10 protein-coding genes and 2 pseudogenes are annotated in these 19,478 nt (G+C 41.9%); 8 read left to right on the top strand and 4 right to left on the bottom strand.

Annotated elements, in window-relative coordinates:
- Positions 1-118: 118 nt before the first annotated feature.
- Entirely contained in the window at positions 119-964 is an 846-nt protein-coding gene (locus ABMY35_RS00060) for a LysR family transcriptional regulator (RefSeq protein ID WP_349284492.1), read from the bottom strand.
- Positions 965-1,092: 128 nt separating this feature from the next.
- On the opposite strand from ABMY35_RS00060, the gene ABMY35_RS00055 reads away from it, so the two are divergent.
- The 6 genes and pseudogenes from ABMY35_RS00055 to ABMY35_RS00030 all read left to right on the top strand — a co-directional run bounded on the left by ABMY35_RS00055 (position 1,093) and on the right by ABMY35_RS00030 (position 10,915).
- On the top strand, positions 1,093-1,665 hold the full coding sequence (locus ABMY35_RS00055) for a hypothetical protein (RefSeq protein ID WP_138562698.1): 573 nt from the start codon (positions 1,093-1,095) through the stop codon (positions 1,663-1,665).
- Between the two features lie 124 nt (positions 1,666-1,789).
- Positions 1,790-2,872 carry a glycine cleavage system aminomethyltransferase GcvT gene (gcvT, locus tag ABMY35_RS00050; RefSeq protein WP_349284491.1) on the top strand — a complete coding sequence of 361 codons (1,083 nt, stop codon included), beginning with the start codon at positions 1,790-1,792 and terminating at the stop codon, positions 2,870-2,872.
- Positions 2,873-2,928: 56 nt separating this feature from the next.
- Entirely contained in the window at positions 2,929-3,318 is a 390-nt protein-coding gene (gcvH, locus tag ABMY35_RS00045) for a glycine cleavage system protein GcvH (RefSeq protein ID WP_058028879.1), read from the top strand.
- A gap of 363 nt (positions 3,319-3,681) precedes the next feature.
- Positions 3,682-6,573, top strand: coding sequence for an aminomethyl-transferring glycine dehydrogenase (gene gcvP, locus ABMY35_RS00040; protein ID WP_349284490.1), 2,892 nt, complete (start codon positions 3,682-3,684; stop codon positions 6,571-6,573).
- Between the two features lie 844 nt (positions 6,574-7,417).
- Positions 7,418-9,436 carry a fibrinogen-like YCDxxxxGGGW domain-containing protein gene (locus ABMY35_RS00035; protein WP_349284489.1) on the top strand — a complete coding sequence of 673 codons (2,019 nt, stop codon included), beginning with the start codon at positions 7,418-7,420 and terminating at the stop codon, positions 9,434-9,436.
- A gap of 435 nt (positions 9,437-9,871) precedes the next feature.
- Positions 9,872-10,915: pseudogene (locus ABMY35_RS00030) on the top strand (transposase).
- Between the two features lie 1,176 nt (positions 10,916-12,091).
- Here ABMY35_RS00030 and ABMY35_RS00025 read toward each other — a convergent pair.
- A complete protein-coding gene (locus tag ABMY35_RS00025) occupies positions 12,092-12,346 on the bottom strand; it encodes a hypothetical protein (RefSeq protein ID WP_349284488.1) in 255 nt (84 codons plus the stop codon).
- Between the two features lie 731 nt (positions 12,347-13,077).
- Between ABMY35_RS00025 and ABMY35_RS00020 the strand changes: the two genes are divergently transcribed.
- Positions 13,078-15,216 (top strand): winged helix-turn-helix domain-containing protein, encoded by a 2,139-nt coding sequence (locus tag ABMY35_RS00020; protein WP_349284487.1) that lies wholly within the window; start codon positions 13,078-13,080, stop codon positions 15,214-15,216.
- A 175-nt stretch (positions 15,217-15,391) separates the two neighbouring features.
- On the opposite strand, the gene ABMY35_RS00015 is transcribed toward ABMY35_RS00020, so the two are convergent.
- A complete protein-coding gene (locus tag ABMY35_RS00015) occupies positions 15,392-18,241 on the bottom strand; it encodes a pitrilysin family protein (protein ID WP_349284486.1) in 2,850 nt (949 codons plus the stop codon).
- A gap of 446 nt (positions 18,242-18,687) precedes the next feature.
- Positions 18,688-19,230, bottom strand: a complete 543-nt coding sequence (locus ABMY35_RS00010; RefSeq protein WP_349284485.1) for a DUF3471 domain-containing protein — start codon at positions 19,228-19,230, stop codon at positions 18,688-18,690.
- 72 nt (positions 19,231-19,302) lie between these two features.
- On the opposite strand from ABMY35_RS00010, the pseudogene ABMY35_RS00005 reads away from it, so the two are divergent.
- Positions 19,303-19,478, top strand: a pseudogene (locus tag ABMY35_RS00005) (transposase); the annotation flags it as partial.

The raw sequence follows: 19,478 nt of genomic DNA, 5'->3' as shown, positions 1-19,478 counted from the left end.
GATAGATTTATATTCATTCTGTAGGCGCTGACTTTATGTCGCGCTTTTAGAATCATCTTGAATACCCGTAACTCGTAACTCGTAACTCGTAACTCGTAACTCGCAAACTGGTTTAAGCTTACCCCAATCTCAACTCAATAAACTCGGCCAGCTTATCAACGGCATGCACAGACTCGGGAGAATTTTTTACCAAGCAAATACCAATTTGACCGAGCTCGGGTAGGTGAGGGGTATGTGACTGATAATTTAAGTCGCTTGGTACGGTGCTTTTGGCTAGCACTGTAACGCCTAGGTCTTCTTTAATCGCGGCGATTAAACCGGTTAAATCGGCGTTGCTGTAAACTATACGGTATTTTAATCCGGCTTGTTGTAGGGCTTCGATAGCGCGGCGGCGGTAGATACAGCCCTCAGGTGCTGTGACCAGCGTCACTACATCGTTCTTGGCGAGGTTTAAATTACCGACCCATACCAGCTGGTCTTGCATGAATACGGGGAAATGATCTGAATTAAGCTCTTCATTCAATGCCAACACTAAATCGAATTGATCTTGGCGCGAAACAGACAACAGGTGTTTGCTCAAACGTGACTTCACTTCGAGGGCCACATCAGGGTAAAGAGAAACGAAGTCGCCAATAATAGACGGCAAAATTCGCGCTGCAAATTCGCTCGGAATACCTAGGCGCACTTTACCGGTCACACTCTCTGAAGTGAACTGCTGCAAAATGGCATCGTTTTGTTGCAGCATTTGTTTCGCCAGCGGCAGTAAAAGCTCACCATATTGATTGATAACTTGTCGTTGACCTTGTTTTTTAAACAGTCGACAGCCGAGCATTTCTTCGAGTCGTTTAATTTGTAATGACACCGCAGGTTGCGATAATCCCAGTAGTTCACCGGCCTTGGCAAAGCCACCTAATTCAACCACAGTAACAAATGTGCGTAAGCCGTCGTTCGATAAGTTCTTCATATTTAAAAAATCAATTTATAAAACCAAGTTACATAAGCATTATTTATCAATGTATAAATAAATACAATTTGTTGTTGCCCAAATGCACTCATATACTGCAGAAATTAAAGTTTTATTAAGGTGTGGTTATGACATTTTCAGCCAGTATGTTTGCAAAACATCGTCAAGGCACAGCGCCTGCGCTAAACACATTAGCATTGGACAGCGCACAATTGGTCTTAGACTTCAGTGGCTTTGAAACCACACCATTTTTAAACCAAGTTTTAGGTATTAACTTAAATAAACTATTAGCACCGGGTTTGGGCATTAAAGGCCAACTGGCATCGGGAGCGGCATTTACGGTTTATTACTTTAGTGAAACGGCTTACCGATTTGTGATTGAGCAAAGCCACGCTGATGAGTTACAAAACTTGGTCGAAGCCCACCACAGTGATTACGACATTGAGCTGGTGGCGCGCAAAGATTTAAGCATGAGCACTCTGAGCGGTGAACAAGCGTTTGATACTATTATCAAGCAGTTTGGCTTAACACCGGGTCTGCGTTTATCAGACGAGCAAGTGTGCTACGGCCGTCAAAGTGGTGAAGTGTTCGTTACTTCATTACTTGCAGACGACTTGCAGCAGTATCAGTTGATTGCCCAAACAGACACTCTGAATAAATGGCATCAACAGTTGCAAGAACAAGGCTTTAGCCTAAACTAGATTTCAAATAAAATTTGCTAAGGCACTCAATATGGGTGCCTTAGCTATTATTGCATTAACCCCGCCTCGAAGAGGCAATCTTGTAGCCATACACTACAAGGTCAGTAATTAGTGAAGGAATGATATGACTTCTAAAACTGTACTACACGCTAAGCACGTAGAAGCTGGCGCAAAAATGGTTGACTTCCACGGTTGGGAAATGCCAATCAACTATGGTTCACAAATCGAAGAGCACAACGCAGTACGTACTGATGCAGGTATGTTCGACGTATCTCACATGACGATTGTGGACGTTAAAGGCGCAGACGCAAAAGCATTATTACGTAAGCTTGTAGCGAACGATGTAGCTAAGCTAGAAGTACCTGGTAAAGCACTTTACACAGGCATGTTAAATGAAGACGGTGGCGTAATTGACGACCTTATCATCTACTTCTTTTCTGACACTGAATACCGCCTAGTTGTTAACTCAGCAACGCGTGAAAAAGATTTAGCGCACATTGCTAAAGTTGCGGCTGACTTCGCAGTAGAAGTCACTGAGCGTCCTGAATTTGCGATGATCGCAGTACAAGGTCCTAACGCAAAAGATAAAACAGCTAAAGTACTTGATGACGCGCAAAACGCAGCAGTTGAAGGTATGAAACCATTCTTCGGTGTACAAGCGGGCAATCTCTTCATTGCAACGACTGGTTACACAGGTGAAGCAGGCTACGAAATCGTTGTACACAACGATGATGCAGCTGACCTTTGGCAAAAATTATTAGACGCAGGCGTCGCTCCGGCTGGCCTTGGCGCACGTGATACGCTACGTTTAGAAGCGGGCATGAACCTATACGGTTCAGATATGGATGAAACTGTATCTCCACTTGCTGCAAACATGGCTTGGACGATTGCATGGGAACCTGAAGATCGTGACTTCATCGGTCGTGAAGCGGTTGCTAAGCAACGTGCTGAAAAGAGCACACATAAGCTAGTTGGTCTAGTACTTGAAAGCAAAGGTGTTCTACGTGGTGGCTCTAAAGTTGTCGTAGAAGGTGGCGAAGGTATCATTACTTCTGGTACATTCTCTCCGACATTAGGCTTTAGTGTTGCACTAGCGCGTGTTCCTCGTTCAACGGGCGAAACAGCGCAAGTAGAAATGCGTAAAAAGTTAGTTGACGTTAAAGTAGTGAAGCCTTGCTTCGTACGTAACGGCAAGTCAGTTATTTAATATTAATAAGGGCGAACCATCGCCCAGTTATTACACCGAACCAAAGGAACAAAAAGATGAGCAACATTCCTAGCGAGTTAAAATACGCGTCTTCACACGAGTGGGTTCGCGCTGAAGGCGACGGCGTTTACACTGTAGGTATCACAGAGCACGCACAAGAGCTTCTAGGCGACATGGTATTCGTTGAATTACCAGAAGTTGGTGACGAAGTTGACGCTGGCGAAGACTGTGCAGTAGCAGAGTCTGTAAAAGCAGCATCTGACATCTACGCACCTATCACTGGTGAAGTTGTAGCAATCAACGAAGACCTTGAAGATTCACCAGAAAACGTTAACAACGACGCATACGGTGACGGTTGGTTGTTCAAAGTTAAAGCTTCTGATGAGTCAGAGCTTGCTAACCTTCTTGACGCTGAAGGTTACGAAAACGCAATCGACGAAGACTAATTACTTCGTTGATTACAAAAGCCCCCAGCGGGGCTTTTGTTGTTTAAAAGAGAATACCAATCCGCAATAATACTCAATCATTTTGAGTGATTAAAACTGATGCTAGCGGTGTTAAAAGTTTCTCATTTAGAATAACTAAATAACGAAACTTTTGCCTTGCTATCAAGCAGTTTTTCTAGCCTCAAAATTGATCGCTTAATTAAGCAGATTGGTATTTACAAAAAGGTCCGTACTAAACCATACAGAGTACAGAACTTTTTCATCAACTTAGCGATAAGTTGGTAAAGCTGAAGCCAGAGCAGTACCCGCAGCAGGAATCAGCACTAACCCCCTAAATTTTTTGGATCATAGGAATCTAGACTAATGTCAAACGCTAAATCTCTTGAGCAATTAGAGCAAAAGCAAGATTTTATCCGCCGCCATATTGGCCCTACACCGGCACAAGTGAGCGACATGCTATCGGCACTTAACGTATCAAGCGTTGAAGAGCTAATCACGCAAACAGTACCAGCTGGTATTCGTTTAGAGCAGGGTTTAGCAGTGGGTGAGAGCCGCACAGAAGTTGAAGCACTAAGCTACCTAAAGTCTGTTGCTAGCCAAAATAAAATCTTCAAATCTTACATCGGTCAGGGCTACCACCCAACACACGTACCGAATGTAATTTTACGTAACGTATTAGAAAATCCAGGTTGGTACACAGCATATACGCCATACCAGCCTGAGATCGCTCAAGGTCGTTTAGAATCACTATTAAACTTCCAAACGTTGACGATTGACATCACAGGTCTAGACCTAGCATCTGCATCTCTACTAGATGAGTCTACTGCAGCAGCAGAAGCAATGGCACTTGCTAAGCGCGTATCTAAAGCGAAAAAAGCAAACATCTTCTTCATCGCTGACGACGTTCACACACAAACAATCGACGTTGTAACAACACGTGCAGAGCAGTTTGGTTTCGAAGTGGTAGTAGGTCCTGCGGCAGATGCAGCTAACCATGAAATTTTCGGTGCATTATTCCAGTACCCAACAACAACAGGTGAAGTGGTAGACATCACTGACCTAATCGCACAAGTACAAGATAAAAAAGCGATTGCCTGTGTTGCAGCTGACATCATGAGCTTAATGCTACTTAAAGCTCCAGGTAAACTAGGCGCTGACGTAGTACTTGGTTCTGCACAGCGTTTTGGTGTACCTATGGGTTACGGTGGTCCACACGCAGCATTCTTCGCTACACGCGACAAGTACAAGCGTTCACTACCAGGTCGTATCATCGGTGTATCTAAAGACCGTTTAGGTAACGATGCACTTCGTATGGCGATGCAGACTCGTGAGCAGCACATCCGTCGTGAAAAAGCGAACTCAAACATCTGTACAGCGCAGGTACTACTTGCGAACATGGCTGCGTTCTACGCGGTTTACCATGGTCCACAAGGTCTTAAGACGATTGCACAGCGCATCAACCGTTTCGCTTGCATCTTAGCGACAGGTCTTAAAGCGAAAGGTATAAGCCTTAAGCATGACACTTGGTTCGACACAATCACAGTGGTAGCTGACAACAAAGAAGAGATCGTTGCACGCGCAATCGCGGCAGAGACTAATTTTGCAACGAACCATGCGGGTGAGTTCTCAGTATCTGTGAACGAAACAACAACACGTGCAGACGTACTAGCATTATTCGACATCATCTTAGGTGAAGGCCACGGTCTTGATGTTGCAGCACTTGACGCACAAGTATCTGCAGACGACATCACAGGTATTCCTGCAAGCCTAGTACGTGACGACGAAATCTTAACGCACCCTAACTTCAACTCGTACCACAGCGAGACTGAAATGCTGCGTTATATCAAGCGTCTTGAAAACAAAGATTTAGCACTTAACCACTCAATGATCTCGTTAGGTTCATGTACCATGAAACTAAACGCGACCGCTGAGATGATCCCAGTAACTTGGCCTGAATTCGCAGAACTTCACCCGTTCTGCCCGCTAGACCAAGCGCAAGGTTACCAAACAATGATTGGTGAGCTACACGACTGGTTAGTAGACATCACAGGGTACGACGCAGTATCTATGCAGCCTAACTCAGGTGCACAAGGTGAATACGCAGGTCTTATCGCTATTCGTAAATACCACGAGTCACGTGGCGAAGGTCACCGTAACGTCTGTTTAATCCCAAGTTCAGCACATGGTACTAACCCTGCATCTGCGCAAATGGCAAGCATGAAAGTTGTGGTTGTTGCCTGTGACGACGACGGTAACATCGACATGGCTGACCTTAAAGCGAAAGCAGAAGAAGTGTCAGAGAACCTATCTTGTATCATGGTAACTTACCCGTCTACACACGGTGTATACGAAGAGTCTATCCGTGAAGTATGTGAGATTGTTCACCAGCACGGCGGCCAAGTTTACATGGACGGCGCGAACATGAACGCGCAAGTAGGTGTAACTAGCCCAGGTTCAATCGGTTCAGACGTATCGCACTTAAACCTACACAAAACATTCTGTATCCCACACGGTGGCGGTGGCCCAGGTGTTGGTCCTATCGGTGTTAAATCGCACCTAGCGCCATTTATGCCTAACCACAGCGTTATCAACGTACCGGGTACAACTGAAGGCAACGGTGCAGTATCAGCAGCGCCTTACGGTTCAGCGGCGATTTTACCTATCTCTTGGGCATACATCACAATGATGGGCAGCCAAGGCTTAAAAGATGCAACTGAAATGGCTATCGTGAACGCAAACTACCTAACTGAGAAGTTAAGCGAGCACTACCCAATTCTTTACCGTGGTCAAAACAACCGTGTTGCACACGAATGTATCGTTGACTTACGTCCACTTAAAGAAGCATCTGGCATCACTGAGATGGACATTGCTAAGCGTCTTATGGACTACGGCTTCCACGCACCGACTATGTCGTTCCCAGTAGCGGGCACGTTAATGATTGAGCCTACTGAGTCTGAGTCTAAGGTTGAGATTGACCGCTTCATCGAAGCGATGATTTCAATTCGTGAAGAAGTACGTAAAGTTGAAAACGGCGAGTGGTCTGTTGAAAATAACCCACTAGTATTTGCACCACACACACAAGCTGACGTACTTGGCAACGAGTGGGACCGTGCATACGACCGTTTCTACGCGGCATTCCCTGTGAAAGCAGTTGCTAAAGATAAGTTCTGGCCAACAGTGACACGTATCGACGATGTACTAGGTGACCGTAACCTGATCTGTTCTTGCCCTGCAGTTGAGACTTATGCAGAGTAATTGAGCGAAGGTCGTACTTTAGCGGGACCATGATTTAAAAAACCGCCTTAAGTAATTAAGGCGGTTTTTTTGTGGGTTGGATTTGTGTGTTTTTGGCTTTACATATCTCGGTAGCAGCGATTTTATATCGCGTCTTGTTATGGTGTGTAGGTCAGCCTTTGGTGCGACAGGTTAACAACACTGTCGCCGTGAACGACGAACTACAAGGGAATAAAACACCTCGGTAGCAGCGGCTTTATGCCGCGATTTGTTATCGCCTGTAGGTCGTGCTTTAGCGCGACATGTTTGAAATCAGCCTTCAATTTGACTCCTTGTCGCGTTGGCGACGGCAACCAAAGGGCGGCTGCCGCCGACCGCCCTCTGGACTCCCACGGCGCCCCTCTAACACGCTTAATCTTCAAAACGCAATTGATGTGAACGTAAACGCCATGTATTCGCCATCCTTGGCGAAATCATGGCTTGGCTCGCATCCATGCGAGCGCATTACTCATCAATTACTTATTTTCAGGCGTGATAGAAGGGGAGGGGAGTTGTCTGTGGGTTTTGTGTTTAGGGTTGCAAAATGCAAGCCTGACCCTTGTTAGCCCTAATTTTCAGGTTTGGTAGAGGGGAGTGGTTTATTAGTTGTGTTTAAGGCAGAGTAATATGAGGTCTAATCTTGTTATAACTTAGTAATACTCGCGTACCTAGCCATTAAAATCAAAGCACAATATTTGTATGTCATATGCCAATTATTTCCAGGAGCGGCTTATTGATAGTTCGAACTATGTAGTTACTGAGAGTCATTAATGCCCTCTACGAAAGGCCTGCATTACCGAGACAATTATTAAGTTGTACAGTACACTTGGAACTCTCTAAAAATTTATCTGCAACGTATTGTTATACAATGCTTTTAGTTATAAATAGAAATAACAAGGACATTATGAAACTACTACCTTATTTTTACACATTCGCTGCTTTGTCTGTTTTGCCCAGCTTTGCCATTGAGGTTCAAGTTGGAGAGCAGCAGATATCCAGCCAATCAACAACAATTACATTGAACCAGATTTTCTTAAAACCTATTGTGTTTTTTGGTCTACCTACCATAAATGACGCTGAACCTGGAGTAGTATCAGTAACACTGAACGATGAGCAGGTTAACGTTCATTTCTTGGAATGGCCTTATCTAGATCAGGCACATGGAACTGAAACTGTTCCGTATATGGTTATAGAAAAAGGTCGACATTTAATGCCAGATGGCAGTATTTGGGAAATTGGAAGCTACAATCAAGCTACAAGTTCTAAAATAATGCGCTTTTCTCAACCATTCACAACATCACCAACAGTTATTTTGTCACCTCAAACACAAAATGGTGAAGAAGCCTTTACAGTTCGTGCAAGTAGTGTGACTAAATTTGGATTTGCTTCTCGTTTGTATGAACAGGAATTGGGTGGAAATCATGCTGCCGAAACCATAGGTTATTTGGCGATATACAGTCCTAATGGTGTCGGTAAACTCAATGAGCAAATTACGTTTCGTAACACAAGTGTTCTCATGAGTAACGAGCGTTATGGTACACATCTTGGAACTATGTATTTGCAAGAAGAGCAATCCAGAGACATGGAGTTAGACCATGTTGACGAAGTTATTGGTATTTTAGATATAAATGGGTATGTTTTTGCCACTGACCAGTCTTCTTACGGTTCAGACAGTATGGCTCTGAGATATAGCGCTAAATATAAGAATACATACACCGAGTTTTCTGAGCGAAATAATATTGCACTCATTGGTACAAATGGTTTGACTCGGGCTAGCTATAGTGCATCTCGGACGTATTCAAGAGACCTCCCTTCTTCTGCTTTTGATGGCTGGGGATATAGCTCTAAAGCTATTAATCAAAACCGTGGAGCACAAGAAGCAAGAAGTACCTGGATTTCTTACGCTAATGAACAGCAGTGGTTGGAAGTTAATATGGGTGTAACAGCTCAGGTAACAGGTTTTAGGGTGGCAAACCTGACTTACCCTAATCGTAGTCCAAAAAATGTTGTGCTCCAAGTGTCAACTGATGGTACTCAATTTGTCGAACATGAACAATTTGAACTGCAAATAATGGACGACACTGTGACATTATCTCAGCCAGTGATAGCTCAATATTTCAGATTGGTGATTAAGTCAAACTATGGTGATTTGACTTATATTAAAGTGGATGAGGTCGAGCTTTATGGCAATTTAGTGGAAAAAGTGGGGGACAATTCAGAGACTCCATTTACAGCGCCTGTGACAGAGTCTTGTAACATGCTCCATCATTTAAACCCAGAATTGCCCAGTGGCGAATATATGATAGACCCAGACTCGGAAAGTGGTTCTATTGAACCATTTCAAGTCTACTGTGATATGGAAACACAAGGAGGTGGCTGGACACTCTTTGCCAATCACCAAGACAATATTCAGCAAATAACTTCTCTACCAAACATTTCTCCTGCAAGCTACGGTGTGATGGAATCGAACAAATGGCAGGCATTGAGAGCTACGATGACCTTTGGCTATATGTTCAAGGATGAGTTTCAAAAAGTCTCGCTATTGGATGCATCGACTATTTCAGCTAATGATTGCCGAATTCCCACATCAATTAACCAGCTTGAAAATATTACTGTAATTTCTGATTATAGCACTTTATGGCATTACGAAGATTCAGGGTGCAGCCTTTCCTCACTTGATTATTCAGTTGTGTTTTTGAGTGATGCTGATTCATCACGTAACAATTACTATAAGATTCAAGGTGCAGGACTTATCCAGTATGCGAGCAGAAAGTTTGATGTTTGGCCATATAGTTCAAATGTATCTAGAGACGAACAAAATGAGCTGCTTTATTTTATAAAGTAGAGTGCTGATGTGTGGAGAAGGTCTAAAATGAATACCCGCCTCAAAATTAACCAATAAATATTCATCGCCTACTTTTAAACTGAAGACTTTCAAGTAGGCAAATATGAATCAGCGGAGTCACCCATTAGTCAGCCGTTGTAAAGTGCGCGAGTGAATTTCTGCCGAATTATTTTCAGCATAAAACATTAGTCACTCAATCTTCACTCGCGCCCGTTTTTTCTTTAGTTTGATGTCGGATAATCATCCGCACCAGTCACCCATCTGGTTCTAGGTAAGTTGCCTTACCCCAAGCGTTCGCTCCACAAAATACTCGGTGCCAGCAGCGTGTCCATATCAACAACAAACAAACAACAAACAGGACACCCACCTCAAAAATTGACCAATAAACACCCATCGCCTACTTTTAAAATTAAGACTTTCAAGTAGGCACATACAATGACAAAGGCACGAGAGCAGCAGGTGAGCTTGCACGATACCAAGTACTACCACTGTATTTCACGTTGTGTACGTCGTGCCTATTTGTGTGGTGAAGATGCGCATACGGGAAAATCTTACGAGCATCGAAGACAGTGGATAGAAGATAAACTGCAACAGATATCTAAAGTATTTTGTATTGATGTTTGTGCGTATGCAGTTATGAGTAACCACACCCACTTTGTACTATACGCTGACGATAAAAAAGCAAACAGACTCAGCGATAAAGCAGTGCTAATCCGTTGGCATAAACTGTTTAAAGGCACGCTCCATACACAAAAGTTTTTGGCTGGTGAAAAGTTAGATAAAGGTCAGCAGTTCTTTTTAGCAAAAGAAATAAAAGAGTTTAGGCAGCGCTTGTCTGATATCAGTTGGTTTATGCGGGTTTTAAATGAGCATATCGCCCGAAAAGCCAATAAAGAAGACAGCTGCACAGGCCGATTTTATTCGCTGCCATCCATGGCGCTCACCCTTCGGGCCGCTTAAAAGCGTTCAAATTTATTCCCTATAAATTTGTAGGAAGGCCGCTTTAAATCACAAGCGCTATTAGATGAAGCCGCCTTAGCTGCGTGTATGGCTTATGTAGATTTAAATCCTATTCGCGCTAAGATGGCGAAAACGCCAGAAACATCAGAGCATACGAGCATTAAAAAACGTATTGAATCAGCAAAAGAGGGAAAGCAGCCCAAGAGTTTACTTCGCTTCTCTGGTAGTCCCAGAAAACATATGCCTAAAGGTCTGCCTTTTGAATTTAAGAATTATCTACAGCTGGTAGAGCAAACAGGGCAGTGCATACGTGTAGATAAAAGAGGTTCAATCGACTCCTCTCAGCCTATTTTAGCTAGGTTAAATATTTGCCCTGAAAACTGGCTAAAACTTACCACGCAATTTACCAAGTCTTTTAGAGGGGCAGTAGGGCGTGAACAGTCACTGCAAAGCTATTGTGACCACGTACAATTACAGCGGCGCAGCAATTTGACCCAATGCCAAAGGCTTTTTGCCTAAATATCTCATACTCTTCTTTGTACTTACTTGGTTGTTTATCGATAGGCACGTTGCTTAATTATACTTTTACGTCACCCCCTTGGTTTTTAATCATTTACTTACCTTTTTGGGTTTAGATATTTGAATTGGTTAGTCTGCATACAGACTTTGTTGTTGGCTTTCTGTTTTTAAAAATTAAAGTGGCTGTCCTGTTAAAATACTTTCATATCAATTTGTTGTTTGAAGGTTTTAGTGTGATGAAGGGCGCTGTGGGGTTCCAAGGGGAGACCGGCGGCAGCCTCCCCTTGGTTGTAGTCGCCAACGCGACAAAGAGTTAGACTAAAGACAAGTAGTGAGTGACACATTCATCCATTTCTATGCTCGTTATTTTCTATGAGAGGTAATTAAAGGAACTAAAATGTTTTTAGATGTATTCGTATTTTTATATTTGATTTTTTGTGTTTTGATATGGAAATTTGACTTATCAAGTAAGCAGAGGTTCAGGGATATTTTTGAATGGGTACAAATATTTGGGGTCATAATAGCAGTAGGGTTTTCTGGTTCGTTTTTCTTATCGGGAGAATTTGTTAAGTTTTTAATAAGTTTGCCATTTGTTCTTTATTTAGAGAGGAAGTTCAGAAAGTTCAAAGATACTCAGCATTGAGAAATCGACAAGTCAAATCAAAGGGGTCAAATCTTGAATTGTGCATTTATAGTATTTACGGCCAAAAAATTTGACTTTATGATTTTAGTAATCAACAGGGGCAGGTCTTGCATTGTGCATTTTGACCCTATTAGCTTAAAGCCAACTCTAGCCTGACCATACTTCCATAACTTACAGGCAACACCCTTTCCCTTTTATCACACCCTGAAAAGAATGAATTGATGAGTAATGCGCTCGCATGGATGCGAGCCAAGCCATGCTTGTACATGGATGTACCTTCATGGCGTTTACGTTCTTGAGTTATTCAAACAACAGTTAAAATTGCTTATTTCACCTTGCGCAAAAGTAATCTTGCTTCGCAACGTATATTTTGCACGATAAGTGTGACGAAGGGCGCCGTGGGGTTCCAAGGGGAGACCGGCGGCAGCCTCCCCTTGGTTGTAGTCGCCAACGCGACAAATGCTAATTTGAAAGCAGATATAAAGTTAATTCACTTTATTTTTAATAGTTAAGTTTGTAATTAGTTACAGGTGTTATCTAACTCCTTTATCAACTTGTGTGTGCAAGTCGAAGAAATTATCAAAGTTCATTTTAGCATCCATGACTACCTTAAATACGCCGGGTCTTACTCGTGTAAGAATCTGGCCTCTCCATTTTTTATTAAAGTATGTGTTGATAGTGCTCTTTTTCCAGCCTGTTAGGCTTTCTAAAGTTGCGAGTTGAAGTTCTTTACCAAGGTTAGAATAGAACAAGTTGAATGCTTTTTTTACTTTGACAATATCTGTCATAAACTACTCCTATGAGTTATTTTTAAAGGAATAGCCCTACTGCAAAATGAGCTTATTACTACATATGGGTGAATAAAAATAATACAAGAGTTGTAAGTGTTTTTTTTAACCTAGTCTTTTCGAACCAAGAGGATCAGAGTCGTTGATTTTGGATTTTGATTCCATGTACAAGAAACTACAGATTCAGGTTTTGCATCTGTAGTATTTATGGCCAAAGAGTTCGACCTGACCCTATTATATCTACATTAAACCCCAACCACTAAAGCGCTTGTCTCAACAATATAACTGCTTTTTTTACCCACAAACAGCGCTCATAGCTGTTAATTTTCAAGGATATAAGTAATAACTGCTGAATATTCTTTTAAAATCTTTGATAATATCGATATTAGGATCTGTTTATCATCAAGTGTGTTGTTGCAGTAGTTTGAGTGGTATTTATACAAGGCAGTGTCTGCGTAGCGTATTCATTCTATGTAAGTCAGTCGATAAAGACTATGTACTCCTAAAAAGTCACCTTACCCTACTTCAATGTGGAGCAACACAGTAGAAGTGCTAATCGAGCGCGGCCCTTTGGATTTACCTGAGTTGGCATTGTTCATTGTTGCTTAAATTTTACTTAGATCACTAGGCGGAAAACTGCGCGTCACGACCAAAAAATACGAAAAAATTAAACCGCAAAGTTCAACAGACCCTAAATAAGTTGTATTACTCGTCACTAATTTGGAATTTTCATGGATCTCGAAACAACGCACCCGAACTATATTGATATTGGATGCTGGCAACTGAATACAGCCACGCAAACTATCAGTAATGCCCAAGAAAGTAAGGAGCTAGAACCATTACTTTTTAAAGCTCTGATGTATTTTATTCAAAATCAAAACCGGATCATTACTCGCCAAGAGCTTGCACAAAACGTGTGGCAACTTAATTTTGTTGATGATAATACAATTAACCGTGTCATATTCGAGCTAAGAAAGCAGCTGGCTTCTGATCTGCAACCAAAACCAGTGATTAAAACACACTACCGAAAAGGCTATAGCTTTACTGTACCGCTAGAAGATGCAACAGAGCCGCCCCCTGAAGCAGAGACTCCCATTTACAAAAAAAGCAAAGTATCAAAGCCTTATAAATATTATCTTATTGCGTTTACCGGTTTTTTCTTGGCAGCTATTGCCATCACTCTATATGTAGTGATGCCCCGTAAAACTTCTGAGCATAACCATCAGCCACCACAAGCTACAACATTTAACAATCAAATTCTCTCGTGGTATCGAGGCCATCACGGCAAATTATACAACTCTCCAGATCAGCGCTACCTTGCTTATAGCTTTAAATCCGCGACCAATGAAGCGAATGCACTAGGAGAGATAAGACTAATGGATCTCACCACCCAACATGAGAAGGTGCTAAGCATACCGACAAACAGCTCTATTTTAGGGTGGTCCGCAGACAGTAATTGGATTTACTATCTACACCAAGCTGAGCAAGACTCAGAGCAATCGGTGTGCGAATATCGCAAACATCGCCTATCTCCTAACACCAATGACCGCGATCAAGTTTTATTCCCTTGCTCTGGCGGTTCTATCAACGCAATATTTGATTTTGGACAAGCACAAATTGTGTATAGCCGATGGGGGTATTTAGGGGTACCCAACCTCGGAGCCATTTATCGTTACGACCTTAATACACAGCAAGAAACTCGCATCACGACACCCAGCAATCATGGTTTTGGTGATCGCTTGCTTGCAATCATCCCCGATACACAACAGTTAATTTTTACGCGTAACATTGGTGATAAGGTTGAGCTATTAGTCACCACACTAAATGGCCATAAAACCTTGAAATTAGCTGAATATACACATTTATTATGGGCTGCAAATTGGGATCCTAAGCAAAAAACGGTGTTGTGGTTTGACCATGACCGCAGCGAAATAAAGCGTTATTCAATGCAAACTTTAACAGAGCTACCACCTGTGAAAGTAGCAGTAGAACCAACATCATACGTTTTGCCTATGTCAAAGAGTCAGCTACTCATGACGACTTATGGCTATGATCATGACAGTTATGTCATTGATTTAAAAACGGGCGAGTCAACAGCTTTTGCTAAACCCAAGATCTACGAAGTGATTATGGCCTATCTTGGAGAGGGGGAGTTTGCCTACACGGATTCGCTCTTTAAGGACACCGAGTCATATAGTGTAATTCGAATCGACCAACATCATAGATATAGTCCTATCACACAGCTGAGTGCTGGATATTCCATCACAGACTCCGATCCTACCGAGCGGCAAATATTGGTTAAGCAGACTGTGAATAAAGTCGCTCAAGTAAGAGCTTTAGGCTCACTCGATATACTATACACGATGCCAGATAACGAAAAGAATGGTGACACCCGCCTATACAATAATCGAGTGGCACAGTTGCGCGCCCATGAAATAACGGATGATAAAATAATTGAAGTGATCTCTATCAGAGATCAACAAAGCAAAACTTTTCCTGCTAGCAATATTGTCGGTATTGATTGGTATGACGATACCCAGCTTGTCACTCTATCTAGCAATCGAGACATTGCACTATTAAACGTTGTAACCACCGAAGTCACCCCATTAATATCGGGAGAAGCCCTGCACCATAGTTTGAACGGTGAAAAGGTTAGACCCATGATAACGGCAGCCAATGGTGATATTTACCTTTATAATCGACAGTCTGTATTTAAGCTTAATGGCGATAATACCCTTGAAACCGTTTGGGATATAAAGTCCGCAGTCAATGCCGACTCTGGCATCTACTATTTAGATGCACATGGTGACAAACTGCTGATTTCTTACATCACTCGATACCATAATGAAATTAAGTTATATCAACGCTAGGACATGTCAGCACAAATAATAGATTGCATCGTATTGGTACTTCGTTACCACGTATTTGCCGTCTTCCCAGTACCTAGTAAAAATACGACTTGGATATGCGCTTATTTGTTAAAAGTCGAGTAAAAAAAATGGCGAGCACAGAGTGCTCGCCACGGTTGGGATCAATTTGTTTAACTTATAGGATGGTTAATGTTTTAACTTTAAAGCCTTTAGCTTCTAGTTGCGTTGTCAATGAAGGCGCGTCACCCACTACAATGTAAGTCATATTTGTTGGTACAAGGTGCTTAGCAGCCAATTGGTTTAGTTCTTTTTTAGTCACCTTTTCGATAATGTTAGCCTGTGTTTCTACAATACTTGAATCAACATTATGTGCGTGCATCATCGCAAAGAAGCTTAATTTTGCAGCTGGTGTTTCATATTTCAGTGCATCTCTTTGGGCAATGGCATTTTTTGTGAACTCCACTTCTTTGTCTGTAAGTCCCGATGTATTAACCAAGTTTAATTCATGTTGAATTTCGTTTAGTGCATCAGCCACATTTTCAGCATTAATGCCTGAAGAAATCACATAGTGTCCAGTGTCTCGATTTCCAGAGAAAATGCCACGAATACCATAGGTGAAGCCTTTATCTTCTCGCAAGTTTTGCGTCATACGGCTGTTAAAACTATTTGAGAACGCAAAGTTCATAATCTGATTTTTAAAATGCTCACCGGTTAAGTCTGCAGCCACAGTATGCGTTGCTACCCTAATCTGCGCCTGTGGTGCTTTTTCTTTGTGCACAAGGTAAATCGTGTTGCTGTCTAACTGCGCAGGTGTTGGTTTAGTCATGGTAAGCTCACCTTTACCCTGCCACTTAGATAATGCTCCTTCCAATGCGGTAATCAGTTTAGGTTGTGCCATATCAGACACTACTGACAATTTGCTACCTTGCGGGCGAACTTGTTTGGCGTAATAAGATTTAATATCGGTAAGCTCTAGTTTTGCAAGCTCGTCAACAGTAGGTAACCAAGGTTTACTGTAGTTTCCTCTTGCATACATCACTTCATTTAATGCACTATCCGCTAAAAAGTCAGCACTATCTCGCTCTGCTTTACTGTACTCCATGACAAGGCCTTTCACGCGTTCAAAATCTGATTCAGCAAATTTAGGCTGCAATAACTTCTCTGCCAACACCGCTAATGTTTGCGTTAGATTCTTGGTTAAAGTCGACACTTCAATTTCAATGTGCTCAGGTTTAGCATCAAATGATATTTCCGCACCAAGTTTAGCTAACTGCTGAGCGAGTTCTGATTTTGTATGTTGGGTTGTGGCTTCAGTTAGCATTTCCACCGTTAATAATGCAAGACCTGGTAATTGCTCGGGGTCATATAAGCGACCGGCTGGAATTTGTAATAGTAAGGTTGTAGTAGGCGTTTCAGCATCTTCTGTACCTAACACTTCAATACCATTCAAAGTTTTTGTTTTCCAAAGCTTTGGTAATTTAAGCGTTTTTGCAGCACCAGAGGTAGGCTTTATACTGCGGTCAAAAGTATCTACGATAACCGGTAACTCTACCTCAGCTTTTGCCGTTTCAGTGCCTACTGGTTCGAAAAATGTTGGTGTATAATTGTCAGGTTTCGCCACTGTCTCCGGCTTGCCTTTAGGTACAATGCTGAGCACAGTATGTGGTTTGTTAGCAACATATTGAGCATATACACGCTTAATATCATCTACTTTTAGCGCTCTAATACTTGCTAGCTGCTGACTCAAGTAGTCAGGACTATTATGAAAAGTCTCAAACTCGGCAAGCATTGACACTTTACCTTGAACACTTTGCAGCGCTCTAACAATTTCTGCTTCTCGTTTGGTAATAAATAGCTCAATGTCATTTTGAGTCAGGTCATTTTCAATGTAGTCACTCACTAAGGTTTCAATATCTTGGTTTAGCGCCTTCAACGTTTTACCACTTACAGGGTGTGGCAGTGCGATAATAATCATCTGACAAGATAATTCAAAACACATATGCGTAGAGCTTGCATGGACAGCTTGCTGAGTATCAACTAACTTTTGACGCAGCATTGAACTTTCACCTTGGCCAATAAAATAACCCAGCGCATCTAATGCGGCTTCGTCTTTGTGCCCCATATAGGCCGTCGGATAGGTTTTTCTGATCAGTGGTAGTGACACATTATCTTCGTACGACACAAAACGAGTTTCACTCAATGTACCAGGCTGTTTTGCAGCGCTGGTCACGGCCTCACCTCGTGGTATTGAACCAAAGTATTTTTGTACCAATGGTAAGACGTCATCGCGACTAATTGCTCCACCAATCGTAAGTGTCGCGTTATTTGGGCCATACCAACGTTTAAAGAAGGCTTTTAAATCGTTGGCATCAGCTCTATTTAGATCAGACATATATCCAATTGGCATCCAAGAATAAGGGTGTCCATAGTCATACAGGGCTTGATGCGCCTTTTCGGTACCTTGCCCATAAGGGACATTGTCATAACGCATCATGCGTTCATTTTTTACTGCAGCACGTTGAACTTCAAACTTTTCTTGAGTAATACCTTGAGCAAAAAAACCCATACGGTCTGACTCTAACCAGAGCATCTTCTCCAGTTGATTTACAGGGACGGTTTGGAAATAGTTAGTTCTATCTAAATTCGTTGTGGCATTTAGCTTTCCACCAGCTTCAGTCACCATTTTGATATGTTCTTCATCTGCCACATGTTTTGAGCCTTGAAACATCATGTGTTCAAATAAATGAGCAAACCCTGACTTACCCAGCTCTTCTCGTGCAGAGCCAACATGATAAGTCACATCCACATGCACCAATGGATCAGAATGGTCTTCATGTAGAATAACGGTTAGGCCATTATCCAATTCAAACTTTTCATATGCGATACCAATATCACCGCGCTCAACCTGTTTTTGTTCAATAAATTCTGCACCTGCATATTTTATGTTTTCAGACGATTGAAACTGACTACAGCCATTTAATGTTGCAGCCAGAATTACTGCCATTGCTACATTGTTTAAAAGCATAAGAAAATCCTTACATTAAGTTTATTATTTTATCTATCTGTTTAGAGGAGCTCGCTCTAAGGCTGTCCCCTCTGCTGTTGACGATAAGATTAACTATCTCTGCTTGGTGAGTCGCTTATGAAGTTATCATGAATTCATTTTTATTTTATTAGCAATATAATCATGTGGTTACAAATATTATTAAAATATTCCAGACAAACTTTTCGTTATTTCGAGGTTTTTTACAAGCGGGAGTCAAAGGGGCTGAGTCGTTGATTCCATTTATTTGTGATTAGCTATATCGATACATAATTAAAGGCGTCATACAGAATTAATGGGTGACCCCATTGGTCACATTGGTCATAAATAATGCTTTGTAACATAAAGCACTAATTATGAGCCCCATATCTATTTTTAAAAGATAAGTGGGCTCACTCAAATCTAAAAATTAGCGCCTAGCTCAATAGCTACTCGCTCACCCTTTTTAGGTCTAAATCATGAAAGTTATAAGAAAAGTCAGTGCTTGCACTTATCGCTTTCATTTTGAATCCACTCACCTTACCGTCGAAGTCGACGTCAAAGTTAACAAACGCATCTGCATTCAATGTTCGGTCGTACCATTTTGCAACAAATCGGTTGCCTTCTAGGTGTTTAAGCTCACCAGTTAACGCGTTACCACGAGAAAACTTAATGTTAAGCTCTGACCCTGTAGCTGTGACATCCACTGTGCCATACCAGTTATCCTTGTAAGTGCCGGCATATTGAGTAAGCGGCATAGGAGGTTTGGTTGTGCCCGGTTGCAAAGGCTTTTCTGTTTTCTTTTGCTGTTTTATGTAGGCTTCATATCGTTTTCTACCTTCAATGTATACATCAATGTAATTTGTAGGTTCTGCTTCAATATAGTGCTCCAGGATAGTCGCTGTGAGACCTTGTGCTGCTCGTGACCATTGATTTGTCAGCGCAATAACCGCTACATCTTTTTCAGGTAAAAATGCGATATGCGAGGTCATGCTGTAACTCCCCCAAAAAATGAAACAGTTCATAAGTAGAATTTTCCATTAACTAAAATAGGAAAATTTACGATGAGAAAAAGCAAGTTTACCGAAACCCAAATTGTTAGCATGATCAAATAAGCTGAGTCAGGTATTCCTGTGCCTGAAATTTGCCGCAAACATGGCATCGGCCAAAGCACATTTTATAAATGGCGCTCAAAATATGGTGGTATGGAAGCTTCGGATGTTAAACGCCTTAAAGAACT

It is taken from the genome of Pseudoalteromonas sp. BZB3 (assembly GCF_040104455.1).
GTDB lineage: Bacteria > Pseudomonadota > Gammaproteobacteria > Enterobacterales > Alteromonadaceae > Pseudoalteromonas.
The sequence above is the reverse complement of the archived record's forward strand: the minus strand, read 5'-3'. Positions and strand labels throughout refer to the sequence as shown.